At 65.2% G+C, this 21925-nt stretch carries 20 protein-coding genes; 15 read left to right on the forward strand and 5 right to left on the reverse strand.

Features of this window, described 5'->3' with window-relative positions; genetic code table 11:
• Positions 1 to 18 precede the first annotated feature (18 nt).
• From TSA1_RS36490 to TSA1_RS36530, 9 genes are all read left to right on the forward strand, one after another.
• Positions 19 to 987, forward strand: coding sequence for a sugar kinase (locus TSA1_RS36490; protein ID WP_100180545.1), 969 nt, complete (start codon positions 19 to 21; stop codon positions 985 to 987).
• Between the two features lie 24 nt (positions 988 to 1011).
• Complete coding sequence (gene eda / locus TSA1_RS36495; RefSeq protein WP_100180546.1) at positions 1012 to 1662, forward strand: bifunctional 4-hydroxy-2-oxoglutarate aldolase/2-dehydro-3-deoxy-phosphogluconate aldolase; 651 nt, start codon at positions 1012 to 1014, stop codon at positions 1660 to 1662.
• 60 nt (positions 1663 to 1722) lie between these two features.
• A complete protein-coding gene (locus TSA1_RS36500; RefSeq protein WP_100181539.1) occupies positions 1723 to 2892 on the forward strand; it encodes an acetyl-CoA acetyltransferase in 1170 nt (389 codons plus the stop codon).
• 122 nt (positions 2893 to 3014) lie between these two features.
• Complete coding sequence (locus TSA1_RS36505) at positions 3015 to 3221, forward strand: hypothetical protein (protein ID WP_094974637.1); 207 nt, start codon at positions 3015 to 3017, stop codon at positions 3219 to 3221.
• Positions 3222 to 3348: 127 nt separating this feature from the next.
• Positions 3349 to 4548: a CaiB/BaiF CoA transferase family protein gene (locus TSA1_RS36510; protein ID WP_100180547.1), complete on the forward strand. Its 1200-nt coding sequence runs from the start codon at positions 3349 to 3351 to the stop codon at positions 4546 to 4548.
• 146 nt (positions 4549 to 4694) lie between these two features.
• Entirely contained in the window at positions 4695 to 5831 is a 1137-nt protein-coding gene (locus TSA1_RS36515) for a thiolase family protein (protein ID WP_100180548.1), read from the forward strand.
• A complete protein-coding gene (locus tag TSA1_RS36520) occupies positions 5828 to 6187 on the forward strand; it encodes a Zn-ribbon domain-containing OB-fold protein (protein WP_100180549.1) in 360 nt (119 codons plus the stop codon). The genes TSA1_RS36515 and TSA1_RS36520 overlap by 4 nt, the downstream gene beginning before the upstream one ends.
• Before the next feature lie 475 nt (positions 6188 to 6662).
• Complete coding sequence (locus TSA1_RS36525; RefSeq protein WP_100180550.1) at positions 6663 to 7190, forward strand: carboxymuconolactone decarboxylase family protein; 528 nt, start codon at positions 6663 to 6665, stop codon at positions 7188 to 7190.
• Between the two features lie 28 nt (positions 7191 to 7218).
• On the forward strand, positions 7219 to 7521 hold the full coding sequence (locus TSA1_RS36530) for a nucleoside triphosphate pyrophosphohydrolase family protein (protein WP_174719240.1): 303 nt from the start codon (positions 7219 to 7221) through the stop codon (positions 7519 to 7521).
• Between the two features lie 7 nt (positions 7522 to 7528).
• Here TSA1_RS36530 and glsA read toward each other — a convergent pair whose 3' ends face one another.
• From glsA to TSA1_RS36550, 4 genes are all read right to left on the reverse strand, one after another.
• The gene (glsA, locus tag TSA1_RS36535) at positions 7529 to 9376 is read right to left on the reverse strand and encodes a glutaminase A (protein WP_100180552.1); all 1848 of its coding nucleotides are present in this window, start codon (positions 9374 to 9376) and stop codon (positions 7529 to 7531) included.
• A gap of 21 nt (positions 9377 to 9397) precedes the next feature.
• The gene (locus TSA1_RS36540) at positions 9398 to 11470 is read right to left on the reverse strand and encodes a TRAP transporter permease (protein WP_174719241.1); all 2073 of its coding nucleotides are present in this window, start codon (positions 11468 to 11470) and stop codon (positions 9398 to 9400) included.
• A gap of 38 nt (positions 11471 to 11508) precedes the next feature.
• Positions 11509 to 12675 carry a TAXI family TRAP transporter solute-binding subunit gene (locus TSA1_RS36545; protein WP_100180554.1) on the reverse strand — a complete coding sequence of 389 codons (1167 nt, stop codon included), beginning with the start codon at positions 12673 to 12675 and terminating at the stop codon, positions 11509 to 11511.
• Between the two features lie 166 nt (positions 12676 to 12841).
• A complete protein-coding gene (locus TSA1_RS36550; RefSeq protein WP_100180555.1) occupies positions 12842 to 13063 on the reverse strand; it encodes a biotin/lipoyl-containing protein in 222 nt (73 codons plus the stop codon).
• A 94-nt stretch (positions 13064 to 13157) separates the two neighbouring features.
• Here TSA1_RS36550 and TSA1_RS36555 point away from each other — a divergent pair, with 94 nt between their 5' ends.
• The 6 genes from TSA1_RS36555 to TSA1_RS36580 all read left to right on the forward strand — a co-directional run bounded on the left by TSA1_RS36555 (position 13158) and on the right by TSA1_RS36580 (position 20429).
• Positions 13158 to 14132 (forward strand): IclR family transcriptional regulator, encoded by a 975-nt coding sequence (locus tag TSA1_RS36555; protein ID WP_100180556.1) that lies wholly within the window; start codon positions 13158 to 13160, stop codon positions 14130 to 14132.
• On the forward strand, positions 14062 to 15621 hold the full coding sequence (locus tag TSA1_RS36560) for an acyl-CoA carboxylase subunit beta (RefSeq protein ID WP_100180557.1): 1560 nt from the start codon (positions 14062 to 14064) through the stop codon (positions 15619 to 15621). The genes TSA1_RS36555 and TSA1_RS36560 overlap by 71 nt, the downstream gene beginning before the upstream one ends.
• Positions 15622 to 15861: 240 nt before the next feature.
• The gene (locus tag TSA1_RS36565) at positions 15862 to 17559 is read left to right on the forward strand and encodes a GMC family oxidoreductase (RefSeq protein WP_100180558.1); all 1698 of its coding nucleotides are present in this window, start codon (positions 15862 to 15864) and stop codon (positions 17557 to 17559) included.
• A 372-nt stretch (positions 17560 to 17931) separates the two neighbouring features.
• Positions 17932 to 19341: a type II and III secretion system protein family protein gene (locus TSA1_RS36570; RefSeq protein WP_100180559.1), complete on the forward strand. Its 1410-nt coding sequence runs from the start codon at positions 17932 to 17934 to the stop codon at positions 19339 to 19341.
• Between the two features lie 78 nt (positions 19342 to 19419).
• Complete coding sequence (locus TSA1_RS36575; RefSeq protein ID WP_245448500.1) at positions 19420 to 19785, forward strand: hypothetical protein; 366 nt, start codon at positions 19420 to 19422, stop codon at positions 19783 to 19785.
• Between the two features lie 206 nt (positions 19786 to 19991).
• Positions 19992 to 20429 (forward strand): EF-hand domain-containing protein, encoded by a 438-nt coding sequence (locus TSA1_RS36580; protein WP_100180560.1) that lies wholly within the window; start codon positions 19992 to 19994, stop codon positions 20427 to 20429.
• 1 nt (position 20430) lies between these two features.
• Here the strand turns inward: TSA1_RS36580 and TSA1_RS36585 are convergent, their stop codons facing one another.
• Positions 20431 to 21906 (reverse strand): FAD-binding oxidoreductase, encoded by a 1476-nt coding sequence (locus tag TSA1_RS36585; protein ID WP_100181540.1) that lies wholly within the window; start codon positions 21904 to 21906, stop codon positions 20431 to 20433.
• Positions 21907 to 21925 lie beyond the last annotated feature (19 nt).

Raw genomic sequence — 21925 nt, forward strand, 5'->3', positions numbered from 1 at the left:
GCAGAGCGGGCCCTGGTGATGGCGAGCGTTGCTTGCATCGGCGAATGCATGGTCGAGCTCCGGCAGGCGCAAAGTGGCGCGTCTGCCGGGCAGGGCGGCGGGCTGTACTCGCGCGGCTTCGGCGGCGACACACTCAACACCGCCGTGTATCTGGCGCGGCTCGAGGTCAAGGTCGACTATCTCACCGCGCTCGGCGACGACGCCCTGAGCGACGAGATGATCGCGGCCTGGACCGCGGAGAACGTCGGCACACGCCGCGTCGCAAGGCTCGCCGGCAAGCTGCCCGGCCTCTACATGATCCAGACGGATGCGAAGGGCGAGCGCCAGTTCTTCCACTGGCGCGACAGCGCGGCGGCGCGGCAGCTGATGAGCCTGCCGGAGACCGACGAGCTGCTCAACTCGCTGATGAGCTACGACGTCGTGTATCTCTCCGCGATCACGCTCTCGATCTACGATGCTGCGGGGCGCGATCGCCTGTTCGCGGCGATCAAGCGGGCGCGCCTGCTCGGCACCCGCTTCGTGTTCGACACCAATTTTCGCGCGCGCGGCTGGCCGAACCGCGACGTCGCCCGCGAGGTCTTTGCCGCGGCCTTTGCGACCGCCGACATCGTGCTGACCTCGACTGAGGATCTGCTCGCGCTCTATCCCGGCGAGAGCCACGATCAGCTGATGGCGCGCATCCCGACCCCGGAGCTGGTGTTCCGCCTTGCCGAGCCCGTGAGCCTGCTGCGCTTCCCCGGCGGAGCGAGCGAGGTCCGCGCCGAACCCATGACGAACCCCGTCGTCGACACCACGGCGGCCGGCGACAGCTTTGCCGCAGCCTACATCGCCGCCCGGCTTGCCGGTTCCGATCCGGTCGAGGCGGCCCAGGCCGGCCACCGGCTCGCCTCCGTCGTGATCTGCTATGCTGGGGCCATCATTCCGGGCTATGCCATGCCGCCGAAGAAACGGCATCGGCCGGCGGCCTCTCGCCAAGGGACCAAGTAGACGCGACCAAATGAATCGAGACCCATGACCACGACCGCCCAACAGAACCACCTCGTCGCGCTGTTCAAGGCCGCGACCGTCATTCCCGTCCTCACCATCGAGCGGATCCAGGATGCCGTGCCGCTGGCGAAAGCGCTGGTTGCCGGCGGTATCCGCACGCTGGAGGTGACCATGCGCACCCCCGTTGCGATCGAGGCGGCGAGGGCGATGATGGCCGAGGTGCCGGAGGCGGTCGTCGGCATCGGCACGATTCTCAATCCCGCCGACTTCGTCCGCGTCGAGAAGCTCGGGGTCGCGTTCGGCATCAGCCCGGGCCTGACCCCCGATCTCCTCAAGGCCGCCACCGACAGCTCCCTGCCGTTCGCACCAGGCATCGCCACGGCGTCCGAGCTGATGATGGCGCTGTCCTATGGCTTCGACGTCGCAAAATTCTTCCCGGCCGAGCAGGCCGGCGGCCTCAAGGGCCTGCGCGCCCTCGGTGGGCCGTTCCCGAACGTGCGGTTTTGCCCGACCGGCGGCATCAGTGAGGCCAATGCGGCAACCTGGCTCGCCGAACCCAATGTGGTCGCGGTCGGCGGTTCCTGGCTGTGCCCGGCGGCAGAGATCAAGGCCGGGAACTGGGCCGGCATAACTGCCATCTGCCAGCGCACGCTTCAGGCCCTGAAAGCCGCGTGAAGTCTTGCCATCCCTGGGCTAAGACTTAGCTCAGGAAAAGACCCTCAGGGAGACATGACCATGACCGCCAGCATCGTCGGATGGGCGCATACGCCGTTCGGCAAGTTCGACACCGAAACCGTCGAGAGTCTCGTCGTCCGCGTCGCCAATGAGGCGCTGGCGGATGCCGGCATTTCGGCCGGCGATGTCGACGAGATCGTGCTCGGCCATTTCAACGCCGGCTTCTCGCCGCAGGATTTTACCGCCTCTTTGGTGCTCCAGGCCGATCCGAAGCTGCGCTTCAAGCCCGCGACCCGGGTCGAGAACGCCTGTGCCACCGGCTCTGCCGCCGTGCATCAGGGCTTGCGCGCGATCGCCGCGGGCGCGGCCAAGATCGTGCTGGTGGTCGGCGTCGAGCAGATGACCCGCACCCCGGGGCCCGAGATCGGCAAGAACCTGCTCAAGGCCTCCTACCTGCCCGAGGACGGCGACACTGTCGGCGGCTTCGCCGGTGTATTCGGCAAGATCGCCAGCTCCTATTTCCAGAAATACGGCGACCAGTCCGATGCGCTGGCGCTGATCGCGGCCAAGAACCACAAGAACGGCGTCGCCAACCCCTTCGCCCAGATGCGCAAGGATTTCGGCTTCGACTTCTGCCGCGCCGAGAGCGAGAAGAACCCTTACGTCGCCGGCCCCCTGAAGCGCACCGACTGCTCGCTGGTCTCCGACGGCGCCGCGGCGCTGATTTTGGCCGATGCCGAAACCGCCAAGACCATGAGCAAGTCGATCGGCTTCCGCGCCACAGCGCATGCCCAGGACTTCCTGCCGATGTCCAAGCGCGACATCCTCCAGTTCGAGGGCTGCACCGTCGCCTGGCAGCGCGCGCTGGAGCAGGCGGGTGTGACGCTGTCCGATCTGTCCTTCGTCGAGACCCATGACTGCTTCACGGTGGCCGAGCTGATCGAGTACGAAGCGATGGGCCTGACCCCGAGGGGGCAGGGCGCCCGCGCCATCAAGGAAGGCTGGACGCTCAAGGACGGCAAGCTGCCGGTCAATCCGTCCGGCGGCCTCAAGGCCAAGGGCCATCCGATCGGCGCCACCGGCGTTTCCATGCACGTGATGACCGCGATGCAGCTCGCCGGCCAGGCGCCCGAGGGCATGCAGCTCAAGAATGCCAAGCTCGGCGGCATCTTCAACATGGGCGGTGCTGCGGTTGCGAACTACGTCTCGGTGCTGGAGCCGTTGAAGTAGGCCTTGTAGAGTGGGCAAAGGCGCGAAGGTGCCGTGCCCACCATCTTCCTTGCGTTAGATCATGGTGGGCCCGCCTTGCTTGGCCCACCTTAACGCTCCTGATTGATTGGCGGAAAAGCATCATGAGCACTGACTACGAAGACTCGCTGTCGATGGACGCACTCAACGATCGTATTGCGATCCTCGAGGACAATATCCGCCAGCTCATCGAGCAGGCCGCGGCTGCTTCGGGCGAGCAGAGTGAGTCGCGCATCGCCGACCGGATCAGCCAGCAGAACGAAGAGCTCGACCGGCTCCTCAAGATCCGCGAATCCCGCCAGAAGAAATAGCGGCCGATATCACCGCGCGGCGCATGCGGCCATACCCCGGCCGCCCTTGCGCACGCGGCGTCACTGCCCTTAGCTGGACCGAAATCGCGGGGCCGCGCCTTGGCGCCTGCGCAATCGGGAGCGAACGATGGGGCCGCTGAAGGGCATCAAGGTCATCGACATGACCACCGTGCTGATGGGGCCCTACGCGACCCAGATGCTCGGCGATTACGGTGCAGATGTCATCAAGGTGGAATCGCTCGACGGCGACGTCACCCGCCTGATCGGCCCGATGCGCCATGCCGGCATGGGCCCGGTGTTCCTCAACACCAACCGCAGCAAGCGCTCGATCTGCCTCGACCTGAAGAAGCCCTCGGGGCGCGAAGCCGTGCTGCGGCTTCTGATGGATGCGGACGTGCTGGTCTACAACGTCCGTCCGCAGGCGATGGCGCGGCTGCAACTCGGCTATGACGTCGTCTCCAAGATCAATCCGCGCCTCGTCTATGCCGGCGTGTTCGGCTTCGGCCAGGACGGGCCCTATGCCGCAAAGCCCGCCTACGACGATCTGATCCAGGGCGCCACCGCGCTGCCCGCGCTCATGGCGCAGACTGGCGACGGCGTGCCGCGCTACGTGCCGAATGCGCTGGTCGATCGCATCGTCGGCCTCACCGCGGTCGGGGCGATCTGCGCCAGCCTCGTACATCGCGACCGCACCGGGCGCGGCCAGCGGGTCGACATCCCGATGTTCGAGACCATGGCCGGCTTCGTCATGGGCGACCACATGGGTGGGCTCACCTACGAGCCGCCGCTCGACAAGGGCGGCTATGCCCGCCACCTCTCGCGCGACCGCAGGCCCTACAAGACCTCGGACGGCTATCTCAGCGTCATCGTCTACAACGACAAGCAGTGGGAGAATTTCTTCAAGGCGACTAGCCGCGACGATCTGCGCGCGGATCCGAAGTTCGCCACCTTCGCCGGCCGCGCCGCCAATATCGACGTCGTCTATGCCGAACTCGCGCGCATCTTCGAGACGCGCACCACGGCGGAGTGGATCGATCTGCTGACGAAGGCCGACGTGCCCGTGATGCCGATGCATGATTTGCAGGGTGTGCTCCACGACGACCATCTGGAAGCGACGAACTTCTTCCCGGTCGTCAACCATCCGACCGAAGGCCCGATCCGCAGCATGAAGGTGACGGCGACGTGGTCGGAGACGGAGGCCGAGCCGGTGCGGTTGGCGCCCCGGCTCAACGAGCACGGCGCCGAGATTCTGCGCGAGATCGGATACTCCACAGACGAGATCGCCGCCATGGTCCGCGACGGCGTCACGCGATCAGTGCCGGAGTAGGGGATGACAATAGCTCTCTCATCCGTCATTCCGGGGCGCGCCCGCTTGGGCGCGAGCCCGGAATCCATTCCTCCTCCGCACATGCCGCTCGATGGATTCCGGGCTCGGCCCTTCGGGCCGCCCCGGAATGACAGGGAGGAGAGAACATGAGCTTCATCACCGGCGTCGGCCTCACGTCGTTCGGCAAGCACGAAGGTTCATCGTCGCTCGACCTGATGAGCAAGGCCGCGCAAGCCGCGCTCGACGACGCCGGGCTCAAGCGGTCGGACATCGACGGCATCCTCTGCGGCTACTCCACGGTCTCGCCGCACATCATGCTCGCCACCGTCTTCGCCGAGCACTTTGGCATCCGGCCTGCTTACGCCCACGCCGTGCAGGTCGGCGGCGCCACGGGGCTCGCGATGACCATGCTCGCCCATCACCTCGTTGACGCGGGCGTCTGCCGCAACGTCCTCGTCGTCGCCGGCGAGAACCGCCTCACCGGGCAGAGCCGCGATGCCTCGATCCAGGCGCTGGCGCAGGTCGGCCATCCCGACTACGAGGTGCCGCTGGGCCCGACCATTCCCGCCTATTACGGTCTCGTCGCCACGCGCTACATGCACGAATACGGCGTGACCGAAGAAGATCTTGCCGAGTTCGCCGTGCTGATGCGCGCCCATGCCTGCAACCATCCCGGCGCGCAATTCCACGATCCCATCACGGTCGCCGACGTCATGGCCTCGAAGCCGGTCGCAATGCCGCTCAAGCTGCTCGATTGCTGCCCGGTCTCCGATGGCGGCGCCGCCTTCATCATCAGCCGCGAGCGGACCGGTGAGACCGGCGTGCGCATTCGCGGCTGCGCACAGGCGCACACCCATCAGCATGTCACGGCCGCACCTGCTCTCAGCGAGCTCGGCGCGGAGATCTCGATCGCCCGCGCCAAGGACGCCTCAGGCCTTGCGATCTCCGACGTGCGCTACGCGGCGATCTACGACAGCTTCACCATCACGCTCGCGATGCTGCTGGAAGACCTCGGACTCGCCGGTCGCGGCGAGGCGGCCGCGCGGGTGCGTGCGGGGCATTTCGGCCGTGACGGCGCCATGCCGCTGAACACCCATGGCGGGCTGCTCAGCTACGGCCATTGCGGCGTCGGCGGCGCGATGGCGCATCTGGTCGAGGCGCATTTGCAGATGACGGGGCGGGCGGCGAACAGACAGGTCCGCGATGCCTCCATCGCGCTGCTGCATGGCGACGGCGGCGTGCTGTCGTCCCACGTGAGCATGTTCCTGGAGCGGGTGCGATGAGCGAGCGTCTGGCCGACTGGACCAAGGGCAACGAGGCCATCACCTACCAGACCTGCACCGCGTGCGGACACGTGCAGTATTTCCACCGCGCCTTCTGCTCGGCCTGCGGCGAATCGGATCCGCGCGAGCAGCGCGCCAGCGGCAAGGGCAAGGTCTACGCCACCTCGCTGGTCTGCCGCGCCGCCACGCCCGAGACACGGGCGCACGTGCCCTACAACATCCTGCTGGTCGATTGTGCGGAAGGGTTTCGCATGATGGCCCACGGCGGGAACGATCTCGTCATCGGCGATTCGGTTGTCGTGAGCTTCAAGCCGTTTGCGGGAAAGCTTGTGCCGTTCTTCACGAGGGAAACGTAACGGGATTCGTCATTCGGGGGCGGTCATAGGACCGAGCCTGGAACGGGTATTCTGGGCCTGGCCTGTGCGAGGGCCACCCCGGAATGACGAAAACTCTGAAACTCAACGCCCGTAGAACAAGATGCTGGCGATGACGAGCATCGCCGTCACCGCCAGCATATGCGCGAGCGCTCCCGAGGCCGCCCCCTTGGTGGCTTCCTTCATGCCGTTTTCTCCCTAGACTTGGGCGTGACTCGTCAATGCGCGGCTAGCGCACCCGACGGCCAATTGTTTTTACTCGGAACACCCCTTGCGAGTATCCGCCGCGATTTGTCCCCACGCAGCGAATATCGACTGTGCCAAGGTCGATCAGCAATGCGGCGGCAATTTGACTCCTTGATGTTGCTCCTGCGTTCGTGCGCGAATAGAGTTTTTGGGAACCTATCCCGGCAACGACAATGAGCATCAAAGGCTCAGGAAAAACTTCAGGAAAATCATGGCCCGCATCGATTACAGCGACCCGTCCAAGGCATCCGACCGCACCCGCGAAATCCTCGACAAGAACCGCAACGCCAACATCTTCCGCATGATGGCGCACTCGCCGAGTTATTTCGAGCAGTACTGCCGCTTGGGCGGTGCGATCCGCCACAAGGGCGAGCTCGATCCGATCGTGCGCGAGCTCGCGATCACGCGCACCGGAATCTTGTGCGAGGCGCCGTACGAGATCGTCGCGCACAAGCGCATCGGCAAGAATGTCGGCGTCACCGACGCGCAGAACGAGGCGCTCGAGAACTGGCAGGCCGCGACGTGCTTCAACGAGGTGCAGCGCGCAGCGCTCGCGTTCACCGACGAGATCGTGAAGCTGAATAAGCCGACGGATGCGACCTTCAAGGCGATCGCGTCGAAGCTGACACCGGCCGCGCTGGTCGAGCTCCAGCTCTCGGTCGGCTTCTACATCATGACCTCGAAGTTCCTGGAGACGTTCGAGATCGACCTCCAGCCCGTCACGGAAGTGGTGGGCTGATCCAAGGCTTGGCTTGCGAGGGATGCTCATGACGATCGATGAATACGCGGCCTGGGCCGCAACCATTGCCAAGGTCGATGAGCATCCGACCAACGAGCGGCTGTCCTATCTCGGCCTCGGACTCGCCGGCGAAGCTGGCGAAGTCGCCGAGCACATCAAGAAGCTCTTGCGCGACGATTGGCTCGACAAGGCGGGTCTCGTCGAAGAGCTCGGCGATGTCGTCTACTACTGGGCCTGCCTGTGCGCCGCCACCGGCCAGCAGCCGTCGGCGCTGCTCGACGCCAGTGCCGCCAAGATCAGGCGACGCATCAGCGAGGCGGCGAGCCGGTAGGCTGAGTTTACGTCGAAGTCAGGATATCCACCTTCGCGTTGGCGACGATCAGGCGGTCGGCGAGGAGCTGCGCCAGGTTGCGCATGACGCGCTCGCTGGCGCGCGGATGCTGCTTGCGGAAGCGCTTGAAATCCTTCAGCGGAACCTCGAACGCGGTCGCCGCCATGTCTGCGAACACGTCGGCCGAGCGCGTCGGCTCCAGCAGCGCCATTTCGCCAAAGGCCATGCCGGCGGTGAGCGTTGCCAGGCGCACGCCGTCGGGCAAGGTGACGTGCACCGCGCCGCTGCGCAGGAAGAACAGGGCGTCGGCGGGATCGCCGCTGGTGAGGATCTTCTCGCCGGACCGAAAGGTCCTGATCGTGCAGATCGAGGCGAGGTCGGTCAGCTCTTCCTCGCTCATGCCCTCGAGCAGCGGTTGCTCGGCAAGCTCGGTGGTCTCGTGAAAGTCGATCGAGCCGCCATAGCGGTAGACGATCTGGTCTTCGGCCCATTCGATCGCGGTGTCGAGCAGATAGAAGTCGCGGACGTTCTTCAGCTCGGCGGTCCATTCCCGCAAGGAGTCCCATTCCTTGGAGGCGCGCCTGACGCCTGAAATCACGACGGTGACATTCAGCGCCGCGAGCTCCTCGAACGCTTCGGCGATCAGCCGGGCGCCTGCGCGGGTGGTGGAGGTGACGCGGTGCAGGTCGAACACGACGATTTGCGGCCGCGGCCGTCCGGCCAGCCGCCGTGAGACGTAGTCCACTGCCGACAGCGACAACGTTCCGACCAGCTCGATGACCCGCACCTCCTGCTCGTGCACGGCCAAAATCTCCCGTTCCTGCGGCCGGCGCACGCGGCGCGACGGGCTCCTGCCGATGTCGTAATCGGCGATGACGGCGTTGCGGGCATCGTCGCTGCGGTTGAGCATGTGCAGGTCGTAATGCGAGGACAGCGCCTCGCAGACCTTGATGCCGCGCACGCTGTTACCGTGCTTGTCGAGCCTCGGCGAATAGCTGCCGAGCCCAAGCCGGGCAGGGAGTGCGGCCAGAATGCCGCCGCCGACACCGCTCTTGGCGGGAATGCCGATCCGGTAGATCCATTCGCCGGCATAGTCGTACATGCCCGACGAGGTCATCACCGAGAGGGTGCGCGAGATCGCGTAAGGCGTCAGCACCTGCTCGCCGGTGACCGGATTGACGCCGCGATTGGCGAGCGTCGCCGCCATCACTGCGATGTCGCGCGCGGTGACCAGCACGGCGCATTGCCGGAAATAGACGTCGAGCACGGCCGCGACGTTGTCCGAGATCACCGCGTTGGTCTTGAGCAGATAGCCGATGGCGCGGTTGCGGTCGCCGGTCTGGCTTTCGGACGCATAGACGGCCTCGTCCACGGCAAGGTCGCGTCCGGCAAAGCGGCTGAGCGCGAGGCGGATCTGCTCGAAGGCTTCCGCACCCTTGCTGTCGTAGATCAGCCCGGTGCAGGCGATCGCGCCGGCATTGACCATCGGGTTGAACGGATGGTTCTCGGCGTTGAGCCGGATGGAATTGAAGGGATCGCCTGATGGTTCGACGCCGATCGCGCTCTCGACTCTGCCTGCGCCGAGGAGGTCCAGCGCCAGCGCAAACACGAACGGCTTCGACATCGACTGGATGGTGAAGGGTACCCTGGAATCGCCGACCTCGTAGACGTGGCCGTCCAGTGTCGCGAGGCTGATGCCAAAATAGGCAGGATCGGCCTTGCTCAGCTCCGGGATGTAGCCTGCGACGTGGCCCGACGTCTCGGCCGAGAACTCGTTCAGGCAATTGTCCAGAAACCGCAGCAAGGGCGGTTTCGAACGGGTCCAGGCGGCGGCGAGAGGCGAGAGCGGTGTCATCGCCTCACTTGTGCAACGCAATCAGGGGACGCGCAACCCATCCGGCATCACAGGCTGGCGTCGGATCAGCAGAAGCGCGATCAAGATCGTCGGCAGGAGGATCCCAAGGCCGAGCAGCGTCACCTGCATCTGCGACAGCGGCATGATTCCGCCGCCGGGCGTCGCCACCACGAAGCCGCCGATCACCAGCAGCACGCGGATCGGCCATTCCAGGCTGCCTGTGCCGCGCAGGTCGCCGACGAAGGGCTGGTAGCCCTGAATGCCGCCGCAGATGAACAGCGTGCCGAACGCGGCCAGCCCCATCAGGCCGAGGCCGGCGAAATAGGGGCTCGGCCCTTGCAGCACCAGCGCCGGATTGAGCACGAAGAAGAACGGGATGAAATAGATGATGCTGCCGACCCACATCGATTCCCAGCCGGTCTTCATCGCCGGCGAGCCGGCGATGCCTGCGGCGGCGAAGGAGGCGATCGCCACCGGCGGCGTGATCGACGACAGCATGCCCCAATAGAAGATGAACATGTGCACCGCCATCCTGTTCAGCCCGAGCTTTTCCAGTGCGGGCGCGACCAGGATGGCGAGGAAGATGTAGCAGGCCGTCGTCGTCAGCCCGAGGCCGAGGATCAGGCTGGTTAGGGCGCACATGCCGAGCAGCAGGAACGGATTGTCGCCGGCGATGTGCAGCAGGTCGTTGGCGAGGCTCGACACCACGCCAGTCATCGAGAACGCGCCGATCAGCAGGCCGCAGCCGGCGAGGATGCCGACCAGCTCGACGAAGGTGCGGCCGTTGACCTCGAGGAATTTGCCGATCGTTGCCAACGTCCAACGCGTGTCCTTGGAGAAGAGCTGGTTGAGCACCAGGAGCAGTGCGGTGGCGTAGAACGGCGCGTGGCTCTCGCGCTTGAAGTAGAGCAGCATCACGATCAGCAGCGCGATGACGAAGACGTAATACCAGCCATCCTTGATCGTATCCATGACGCGCGGCAGCTCGGCGCGCGGAATGCCCTTCAGCCCGTGACGCGCGGCGTAGGAGTCCACTTGCATGAACAGGCCGACATAATAGAGCGCAGCCGGAATGATCGCGGCGAGCGCGACGTCGGCGTAGCTGACGTTGAGGAACTGCGCGATCACGAAGGCCGTGGCCCCCATCACCGGGGGTGCCAGCACGGCGCCGGTCGAGGCGCAGGCCTCGATCGCGCCGGCATAGGAGGCGCGAAAACCGCTCTTCTTCATGACGGGGATGGTCATGGTGCCGGCCGTCAGCACGTTGGAGATGATCGAGCCCGACATCATGCCGAGCAGGCCGCTGGCGAAGATGCAGACCTTCGCCGCGCCCCCGCGGAAGGTGCCGCACAGCGCGAAGGCGAGGTTGATGAAGAACTTGCCGGCACCGGTCATCATCAGCGCGGTGCCGAACACCAGGAACCCGATCACGGTGTCGGCAAAGGCCTGGATCGGTATGCCGAGCAGGCTTTCGCCCGACAGCACGTGATAGGCGGTCGCCTGTTCCAGCGTCGATTGCGTGCCGCGGAACGGCCCGAGCCAGCCGGCCTCCGCGAACAGCGGATAGACGGTGAAGGGGAGCACGCTGAGCAGCAGGCTCCAGCCGCCGGTGCGGCGCAGCGCCTCCATCAGCATCACCCACATGACGAGGCCCGCCGCGATCACGTTGTTCGGCGCGCCACCGAATTCCCAGCCGGCCTCGGCGGCCTTCCGTACGTTCGACATCAACAGCAGCGCCGCGGCGAAGGTCACGACGAACAGGACGAGGTCGTACCAGGGAATCCGGTCGAGCGGCGCGCTCTCGGTGCCGGGGAAGATCAGGAAGGTGAACGGCAGCATCAGCGCGATCAGGAGATAGAAATACTCCGTGTTGAGCTGGGTGTAGCCGATGAAGAATCGTAGCGAGAATTGCTGGTTGATGCAGAGCAGGATGGTCGCCGCGGTCGCGGCCACCAGCAGCCAGCGCCAGGCGCCGCGAAGCGCGCGCACGCGCGTGACCTCGGCCTCCTGCATGTTGCCGGCGGCGCCATGCGGGTCGTCGAACACGACCCGCTTGGGCTCGTCTTGCGGGGTGGTGGCAGTGGAAGCAGACATCAGATGGACCCCGCGCGTGGGCTATTCAACGCTTTGGACTATTCCTCAAACCCGTTCGGCATGTCGGCCTTCGCGAGCGCCGCTGCGCGCGCCTTCATCCAGCCGTCGAGGAACGCCTTGTCGTCCGACGGCGGATTGGACTTGCCGTACTCCGTCCATGCGGCGCCGAGCACCTCTTGCCGCTTGATCAGCTTGGTGTTGTGCGCCTCCTGCGCATCGCTCCATTGCCCGGCTTCCTTCAGTGCTTTCACCGCTCCGGGATGCACGGGCACCACCCAGTTCTTGGTCTGGCGGTCGGCTGCAAGCCCGCCCGCGCCGGGCGCGGAGTCCTTATAGGCGTCGTAGTTGACGATCATCGCCTTGGTCATCGCATAGACCTGGTCGGCCGGTTGCGAGGCGTACGTAACGAAGATCGGGTAGGGGTAGTTGCCGAGCTCGACCGGCTTCTCCGGCGAGATGCCGGCGCCGCAGGTGGCGACCTGCGGGAAGAAGAACGAGCCGACCTTCTGCATCCGCGCCCAGCCCTCTTTGTCCTTGGCCGGCAGTGGCGGCCAGATCAGGCCGCGCGGCGAGGTCTCGGCTTCCTTGGCGGGGCCGGTGATCGTGGTGCCGAAGGCGGCATCGACGTCGTTGTTGATCAGGCCCTTCCACATCGCGCCGTAGCTCGCGAATTCGACGGCCTTGACGTCCTTCTGCGTCAGCCCGGCGAAGGCGAGCACTGCGAGCGAGTTCTGGTTCAGCGCGGGCGAGCCGACCACGAAGCCGACACGCTTGCCCTTGAGATCCTTCAGCTCCTTCACGCCGGTGTCGGCGGCAACGCCAAGCGAGCCGCAGTTGCAGTCGACGGTCGAGAGCATGATCTGGAGCGGCTGCGGGCCCCACTCCCTGGCCCCGAATTCGAACACGCCTTCCTGCGCGAAGTAGGTGCCCGATCCCATCGCCGAGGATGCCGCGCGTTTGGAACGCAACGGCGCGAGGCGGGCGACGTCGTTGCCTGCGGGGAGCACGCGCACGTCAGTGCCAAACTTGTCCTTCATCATCTTGCCGACGCCGACGGCGATGTTGAAGCCGGCGGTGCCGGTGTCATAGGCGGTGAAGGTCAACGTCGCCGGTAGCTTGATGTCTTCGGCGGATGCATAGCGTGTAGACGCAAAAGAAATGCCCGCAACCAAGGCAGGCGCGAGCATGAACAGCCCACGAAGCATGTTTCCCTCCAATGATCCTCGCTTTGCTGCGAGGGTTTTCTTTCTTTGTTTGAAACAACGTTTTGTTTGCAAGAGATCATGTCATCGCCATCAAGCGATGGCAACGCCGTACCGCGCATGGAGGAATGAGGCTGACAGATTGTCGCGGAAATGACGGAGGATGCAGTCAGTTCGCGACAATCGCGATCGCCTGTCCCTCCGCAACGACGTCGTCGAGCTTCACCAGAAGTGATGTGATCGTGCCGCTCGCTGGCGATGGCACCGGTATCTCCATCTTCATGGCTTCGACCACCACAACGTCGTCGCCATCGTCGACGGTTCCTCCAACTTGCACGGGAGTTGCGCAGATGCGTCCGGCGACCTCCGTGACGATCTTAATTTCTGGCATGCCATCGCCTTTTTGTTGTCGTCGCAAAATGCCTGAGGTAGCGTCGTCTGCAAGTGGAATTTAATTCCGCACAGCGGAACAGACGGTAGGGAACATGGGACGACGATCCGAGCGGTTGAGTAGGCAGGGCGTGCTCGCTGGCGATGCCGGTGAGGGAGATGTCATTCAGGTGGTGTCGCGCGCGTTCGACGTGTTGCGATGCTTCGAGGGCCACGACAGCAGGCTCGGCAATCTCGAGATTTCCAATCGCTGCGGCCTGCCGCGTTCGACGGTGTCGCGGCTCACGCACACGCTGACGCGCATGGGCCAACTGGTTTATCTGCCGCGCGACCAGAAGTATCGCATCGGTCCGAGCGCGGTGGCGATGAGCGCTTCGATGATGAAGGGCGCGCAGCTGCGCAGCATGATCCGCCAGCGGCTGCAGGAAGTCGCCGAGCAGCTGCCGGGCACGGTCGGCTTCGTCGTTCCCGATCGCTTCCATCTCGTCTATCTCCAGTTCGCGCGCTCGGCTTCCGCGCTCGGCCTGCACGAGGGCACCGGCAGCCGCATCTCGATGGCCTCGACTGCGGCGGGCGCGGCCTACACGGCGGCGCTGGCGCCCGAAATCGGCGATGCCTTCATCAACGACATGGAGCGGGAAGCGCCCGAGGCTGCGAAGATCCTGCGGCCCCGTATCGAAGCCAACCGGCAGTCGCTGCGCGAGCGCGGCTATGTCACGGCCTGTGGCCTGTGGAGCCCGCACATCAACGGGCTCGCGGTGCCGATCTGGTCACCGCAGTACCAGACCTTCGTCGTCATCACGATCGGCCTTCTGTCGGCGATGTATGACGAGCAGCGTCTGCATGACGAAGTTGCTCCGCCGATGCTCGCGCTCGGCCGCTCGCTCGGCAGCCTGATGGAGGGCGCGGAAAGCGATGCCTTCGCCAATCGCATCTCGCGTAAGCCGGTCGCAATGGCCGTGCATAACAATAACAAGCCGATCAATTCGGAGGGAGTGAATGAACTGGAAGCCGGAACTCGACGAGCTCGCCCGGCGCGAAGCCTTCGCGCGGGAGATGGGCGGCGTTGACAAGGTCAAGCGACAGCATGACCAAGGCCGGCTGACTGTTCGGGAGCGTATCGACAAGCTGATCGACAAAGGCAGCTTTCACGAGATCGGTGCCGTCTCCGGCATCGGTGAGTACGATCCCAGCGGCGATCTGAAGAAATTGACGCCGGCGAATTGCGTGTTCGGCCGCGCCCGCGTCGACGGCCGCACGGTCGTGGTCGTTGGCGACGATTTCACGGTGCGCGGCGGTTCGGCGGATGCGTCGATCTCGGCAAAGCCCCTGATGGCGGAGGAGATGGCGCACGACTTCCGCCTGCCCATCGTCCGCATCATCGAAGGCTCCGGCGGCGGCGGCTCGGTGAAGACGATCGAGACCAAGGGCGCGGCCAATCTGCCCGGCGGCATTGGCGGCACGCGCTGGTATCGCTTCACGACCGAGAATTTGTCGCGCGTGCCGGTGGTGGCACTTGGCCTCGGCTCGGTCGCGGGCCTCGGTGCCGCGCGCCTTGCTGCCAGCCACTATTCGATCATGACCCGGAAGTCCGCGATGTTCGTTGCAGGGCCGCCGGTGGTGAAGGCGCTCGGGCAGGACCTCTCCAAGGAGGAGCTCGGCGGCGCCGACATTCAGACCCGCGCCGGCGCGGTCGATCATGCCGTCGACACCGAGGAAGAGGCCTTTGCCTGCGCGCGGCGGTTCCTGTCCTATCTGCCGTCGTCGGTCTACGAGCTGCCGCCGACCTTGCCCTGCACCGACAATCCCGAACGCGGCGACGAGGCGCTGATGAGCGCGGTGCCGCGCAACCGCAGGCAGGTCTACAAGGTGCGCCCGATCATCGAAACGGTCGTCGACAAGGGCTCGTTCTTCGAGGTCGGCAAGAATTTCGGCAAGCCCATCATCGTCGGACTCGCGCGGCTCGAGGGCAGGGCGGTGATGCTGCTCGCCAGCGACAGCTTTCATTATGGCGGGTCATGGACCGCGGATGCCTGCCAGAAGGTGGTGCGGTGGGTCGACTTCGCCGAGACCTTCCACCTGCCGATCGTCTATCTCATGGACTGCCCCGGCTTCATGATCGGCCTCGATGCCGAGAAGGCGGCGACCATCCGCCACGGCGTCCGCGTCATGGCCGCGGTCAACCAGACCACCGTGCCCTGGTGCACGGTGATCCTGCGCAACGCGTTCGGTGTCGCCGGTGTCGTGCATCAGCCCGCCGACCGCTTCTCGATCCGCTACGCCTGGCCGTCGGCCTATTGGGGCTCGCTGCCGCTCGAAGGCGGAATCGAGGCCGCCTACCGCGCCGACATCGACGCGGCCGAGGACAAGGCAGCCAAGCTGGAGGAGATCCAGGAGCGCCTCAACAAGCTGCGCTCGCCGTTCCGCTCGGCCGAAAAGTTCTGGGTCGAGGAGATCATCGATCCCCGCAAGACGCGCTCGCTGCTGTGCGAGTTCGCGCGTCTGGCGGAGCCGCTGCGCAAGGCGGGGCCGCCGGGGAATTTTTCGATCAGGCCCTAGCATTGTGAACCAAGCGATGGCGCTCGTGCCCCGGACGCAGCGCAGCGCTTCTTCAGCGGTGCGCTGCAGAGCCGGGGCCCATATCACAGCGAGTCCGGAGCGTTCTGGGTCCCGGCTCAGCGCAGCAACGCTACGCGTTGCAGCGCGTCCGGGACACGAGGTGCGGCGTCCAAAGCCCTTCCACGGCAAAACGACAACGCGCTATGCTCCACCAACAAAGAACAACAGGAAACGCCAATCGTGCATGACTTCATTATCGTGGGCGGCGGCTCGGCGGGGTCCGTGCTGGCCCACCGGCTCTCCGCCAAGAGCGCCAACAAGGTCCTGCTGTGCGAAGCCGGTCAGGACACGCCTCCCGGCAACGAGCCGGCCGAGATCAGGGACAGCTATCCGGGCACTGCCTATTTCGATCCGCGCTTCCACTGGACCGAGCTCAAGGTCACGACGCAGGTCGTCAGCCACAACAATCCGAACGAATCCCGTCCGCCGTTGCGCAAATACGAGCAGGCGCGCGTGCTCGGCGGGGGATCTTCGATCAACGGCCAGATGGCCAATCGCGGCGCGCCGACCGATTACGACGAATGGGACGCGCGCGGCGCCGAGGGATGGACGTGGAATGACGTGCTGCCCTTTTTCAAGAAGGTCGAGCGCGACCTCGATTTCGACGGCCCCTACCACGGCAAGGACGGCAAGATCCCGGTCCGCCGCATCCCGCGCGAGCACTGGACCAAGCACTCGCAGGCGTTCGCCGAGGCCTTCCAGCAGGCCGGCCATCAATTCCTGCCTGACCAGAACGGCGAGTTCGTCGACGGCTTCTTCCCGGTGACGCATTCGAACCAGGCCGAGCAGCGCGTCTCCGCCGCGATGGGCTATCTCGATCGCGACACCCGCAAGCGCGCCAATCTCACCATCTCCACCAACACGCAGGTGCGCGAGCTGCTGTTCGAAGGCACGCAGTGCGTCGGTGTGAAGGCGATCGTCGACGGGCGCGAGCAGGAATTCCGCGGCCGCGAGATCATCCTCTCCAGCGGCGCGATCCACTCACCGGCGCATCTCTTGCGTGCCGGCATCGGCCCGGTTGGCCACCTCAAGGACCTGGGAATTCCCGTGCTGATGGGATTACCGGGCGTGGGCCAGCGTCTGATGGATCATCCCTCGATCTCGCTGTCGTCCTTCGTCCGCCGCGGCGCGCGCATGAACGAGCACACCAGGCGCCACATGCAGCTGGGCCTGCGTTATTCGTCGGGACTTGCGGGCGTGCCGAAGGGCGACATGTTCGTCGTCCTGCTCTCGAAATCGGCCTGGCATGCGGTCGGCGAGCAGATCGGTTCGCTCCTGACCTTCGTCAACAAGACCTATTCGGAGACCGGACAGGTCAAGCTGGCCTCGCGCGATCCGTCCGCGGAGCCGATCGTCGAGTTCAATCTCCTGTCAGACCGGCGCGATCTCGATCGCCTGATGAGCGGCTTCCGCAAGATGGCGGCCATTCAGATGAGCGACATCGTGAAGCAGGTGACGGACAAGCCGTTCCCGGCCGCCTACACCGACAAGGTCCGCAAGATCGGCGTCGTCAACACCAGGAACAAGATCCTGACCAGGATCGCGGCGACGCTGATGGACGGACCGGCGGCGCTGCGCCACTACATGATCGACAATTTCGTGGTGGAGGGCTTCACCTTCGATCAGGTGATGAACGACGACGAGGCGCTGGAAGCTTTCGTGCGCAAGGCGACCATCGGCGTCTGGCACGCCTCCTGCTCATGCCGCATGGGCCGGGCCGACGATCCGATGGCGGTGGTCGACAATCAGGGCCGCGTCAGGGGTATCCAGGGCCTGCGCGTCGTCGACGCCTCGATTTTCCCGGTGGTGCCGTGCGCCAACACCAATTTCCCGGTGCTGATGTCGGCCGAGAAGATCGCGGCTGCGATCATGCAGTAGGGGATGGCGTATGATGCCAATTCGGGCGGCAGCGCGACGCGCATTCACGCGTGCTCTCTGCGCGGCTGTGCCGTGGTCAATCCGCGCGGCTGAGAAACAGTGAGGGTGCCCCGCTCCGTCGCAGCCGGAGCACCTTGGCGCGATTTGCGGGCCGAGTGCGCGCCGGGCATTCTTTTCCCGCGTGTATCGCTCTTCTCTGTTTTGTTTCACTTGTTGTAGTGGCGACCGAACGGCCGACCTGCGACGTTAAACCCGCGTTGATGCGACCTGGATCCCGCAGTCCGCGGGGACCCGCGTCTTCCGTGGAGCTGGACGTTGAGGACGATCGTCATGCATGGCAGAGCCGGATCATTGTCGCGCGCATTCAGGCGCATGCTGCCGTTGCTCATCCTTCTGGCTGCGGTGTCTTGTCCATTGCCTTCGGGCGTGGAGGCCGCCGACCGCCGTATCTCGAGACAGCAGGATGCGGCCGGCCAGTCCGATGGGCAGTTCGTGTCGCTCGGCGTCGGCAAATCCTTCGTGCTCGACCTTCCGCGCGATGTGAAGGACGTGCTGGTCGCGGACCCCAAGATCGCCAACGTCGTGCTGCGATCGGCGCAGCGCGCCTACGTCATCGGCGCGGCGGTCGGGCAGACCAGCGTGGTGTTCTTCGACGATACCGGCCAGTCGATCAGGGCCTATGACATCGCCGTCAAGCGTGACCTGAACGGTGTTCGCGCCGCGTTGAAACAGGCGCTTCCCGCCGCCAACGTCCAGATCGACGGCGTCGGCGACGGCGTCATCCTGACCGGTACCGCCGCGACGCCCCTGGAGGCCCAGCAGGCCAGCGACATCGCCGCGCGCCTCACGGGCGGCGCCGACAAGGTCGTCAACTCGATCACGGTTCGCGGCCGTGACCAGGTGATGCTGAAGGTGACGGTCGCTGAGGTCTCCCGCCAGATCATCAAGCAGCTGGGCGTCGATCTCAGCACGAGTCTCAGCTCTGGCACCTCGGTGGTCAACTTGACCAATGCGAACCCGTTCACGGCATATGGCAAGAATCTCGTCGACGGCAACAATGTCTCCCTTTCGGCGGGTGGAACGACCGCGACGCTGAGGGCGATGGAGAATGCGGGGGTGGTGCGCACCCTGGCGGAGCCGACGCTGACGACGATCTCGGGAGAGGCGGCGACCTTTATTTCCGGCGGCGAATTTCCGGTTCCCGCGGGTTATTCCTGCGATCCGACCACCCATGTGTGCACCACGCAGATCAGCTTCAAGAAGTTCGGGATGTCGCTCAGCTTCACGCCGGTCGTGCTCGCGGAGGGCCGCATCAGCCTGCATTTGATGACCGAGGTGTCAGACCTCTCGAACGAGAATTCGATCACTCTGTCCCAGGCCGTGAGCGACAGCACGACCAACTCGCTGACCGTGCCGTCGATCAAGACGCGCCGGGCCGAGAGCACGCTCGAAATTCCCTCCGGCGGCTCCATGGCCATCGCGGGCCTGATTCAGGACCAGACCAAGCGGGCGGTGAACGGCTTGCCCGGGCTCATGCAGGTGCCGCTGCTGGGCGCGCTCTTCCGCAGCCAGGATTTCGTCAACAATCAGACCGAGCTCGTCGTTCTCGTGACGCCGTACCTGGTCCGCGCCGTGAGCCCGAGAGAGTTGTCGCGGCCGGACGACGGCTTCGCCGCCTCGAGCGACCCGCAATCCGCTCTCATCGGCAACATCAACCGAATCTACGGCGGAACCAGGCCGACGGGAGGCCGCCGCGGCGATATCGGCTTTATCACCGACTGACGTGCTGGCCGGCAACGTTCAGGCAATCCCGCAACATCTGTAAACATCTTCGTCAACCTCCCGCGGCCATCGGGACCGATGAAGCCGTCGGACGGCCCGCGTGAAAAGGTCCGCTGCAAGGTGGCTTACAACGTCACGAAGCCCGGACGATCCCTGACGCTCGACCTGCGCTGCGCCAGCGATGCGTACAAGACGGTGCTGTTGGCCAACATCGAGCAGAGCGGGAGGGAGCTGTCAGGCGACTGGTTCGAGAGCGAGTATCGGCAGGGCGGCAAGGTCTATGGCACCAATAAGGATGGTCTGATCGAGGCGCGCATCGAGGGCAACACCGTCGCTGCGCTGGTGACGATCCAGACCAAAAGCAACCATCAATCCTTCCTGATGGAAGCGTCGGGCTCGTGGATGTCGGAGGTGGCGATCGAATTGAACGAGGACGCCAGGTGACGTCGACCCATGCGGGCTCTCCCCGATTTGTAACAGTCGATTGCCGGACGGGCGGAAGCCACACTGTCGCCGCCGGCGGCTGGTTGCTCAGTCCGCATGCAAGCTCCCATCTCCGGTTCACTCCTATGACTACCGCATTCCGCGCCGCGAGCTGTTTTCTCGTCGTCGTATTCTCCCTCGTTTTCGTCTCTGGTGTTCACGCGCAAATGCCTCCAGGAGGTCCGGCGCAGGGAGGCGCAACGCCGCCGCGCGTCGATCCGCTGCCGGACGGCCCGCTGATCTGGGACTACGACCGCGACGGCACCTACACCTGCGATGAATGGAAGCGCTACATGGAGCAGCTGTTCCGGTTTGCCGACCAGAACCGGAATGGCTTTCTCAGCGCATCGGAATTCCCCGCTATCCGTCGCGCCGAGCGGACCTTCGCCCAGGCAGAGCTTGGATATTTCGACGACGACCACGACGGCAAAGTCAGCCGCTCCGAGTTCGTGGACAAGCCGAGCCGCTTCATCGGCCAGTACGACAAGAACGCCGACTGCAAGGTTACGGCCGCCGAGCTGAAGGGCGGCACATCGTCGCCTTCGCCGGGGCCGGGTGGTCCGGGCGGCCGGGGAGGCGCCGGAGGTTTCGGCGCGAAGTTCTAGCTCACAGCCGCAGCACCTTGCCGGGATTCATGATGTTCTGCGGATCGAGCGCGCGCTTGATGGTTCGCATGACGTCGAGCTCGATCTTCGAGCGGTAGTGGCTGAGCTCGTCGAGCTTGTCGATGCCGATGCCGTGCTCCGCCGAGATCGAGCCGTCCATGGAGGTGATGAGATCGTTCACCGCCCGCGTGATGGCGGTCTTGTATTGGGTCAGCGTCTGCTGATCCATGCCCACCGGCGCCATGAACGAAAAGTGCAGATTGCCGTCGCCGATATGCCCGAGAGGATAGGGCCGGACGGACGGGAGAATGTCGCGCACGGCCTTGAGGCCGAGGTCGATGAACTCCGGAATCCTGGAGATGGCCACCGAGACGTCGTAGCTGAGCCCCGGCCCCTCGGCGCGCGAGGCTTCGGCAACGCTTTCCCGGATGTGCCACATGTTGCGCGATTGATTTCCGGTCTGGGCGATCACCGCGTCGAGCACGCGTCCGGCCTCGAGTTGATCGCCGAGAAACTGCTCCATCTTCTCTGCGATGCCCACGGCCCCGTCCTGGCGTGCCCGCGAGGACGACCATTCCAGCAGGAGGTACCATGGCGTGTCCGCCTTGAGCGGATCCTGCGTGCCGGGAATGTGGCGGAGCACCATGTCGACGGCAGCGCGGCTCATCAGCTCGCAGGAGCCGACATTGTCCTCGGATGCGCTATGGGCGTCCGACAGGATCTCCAGCGCTGCGCGCGGATCCCGGATCGCAAGCCACGCCGTGCAGACGTCCCTGGGAGCCGGCCATAGCTTGAGCACCGCCTTGGTGATGATGCCGAGCGTTCCTTCGGCACCCATGAAGAGGTGCTTGAGGTCGTAGCCGGTATTGTCCTTCTTGAGCGCGCGCAGACCGTCCCAGACATCGCCATTCGGCAGAACGACTTCGAGTCCCAGGACGAGATTGCGGGCATTGCCATAGCGGAGCACCTGCACGCCGCCGGCGTTGGTCGACAGATTGCCGCCGATCATGCACGAGCCCTGCGCGCCGAGGCTGAGAGGCAGGAACCTGTCGTGCCTGCTTGCCGTCTCCTGCAGAGACTGCAGCACGCAGCCGGCCTCGACCGTCATGGTGTAGCCGGTGGCATCGATATCCAGCACGCGGTTCATGCGGCCCAAGGACAAGACGATGCCCGTGTGCGTGGGCCAGGGCGTGGCGCCGCCCATCAGGCCGGTGTTGCCACCCTGCGGCACGATCGCGACCCCATGCTCGTGGCAGAGCCTGACCACCTTGGCGACTTCCTCGGTGCTGCCGGGGCGAACGACGGCTCCGGCCCGTCCAACCAGCAATCCGCGCCAGTCCGTCACGAACGGCTGCTTGCCGTGCTCGTCCTCGATGAAACCTTTCTCGCCGACGATCGCGCGCAGCGAATCGCGCATGTGGGCGGTGAGCGGAGCTGTTGGAATGATGGATTCGGACGACGGACCGGCAGCCGGCATTTGTTTCCCCTGGCGCATC

Origin of the sequence: Bradyrhizobium nitroreducens, assembly GCF_002776695.1 — a bacterium.
Lineage (GTDB): Bacteria > Pseudomonadota > Alphaproteobacteria > Rhizobiales > Xanthobacteraceae > Bradyrhizobium > Bradyrhizobium nitroreducens.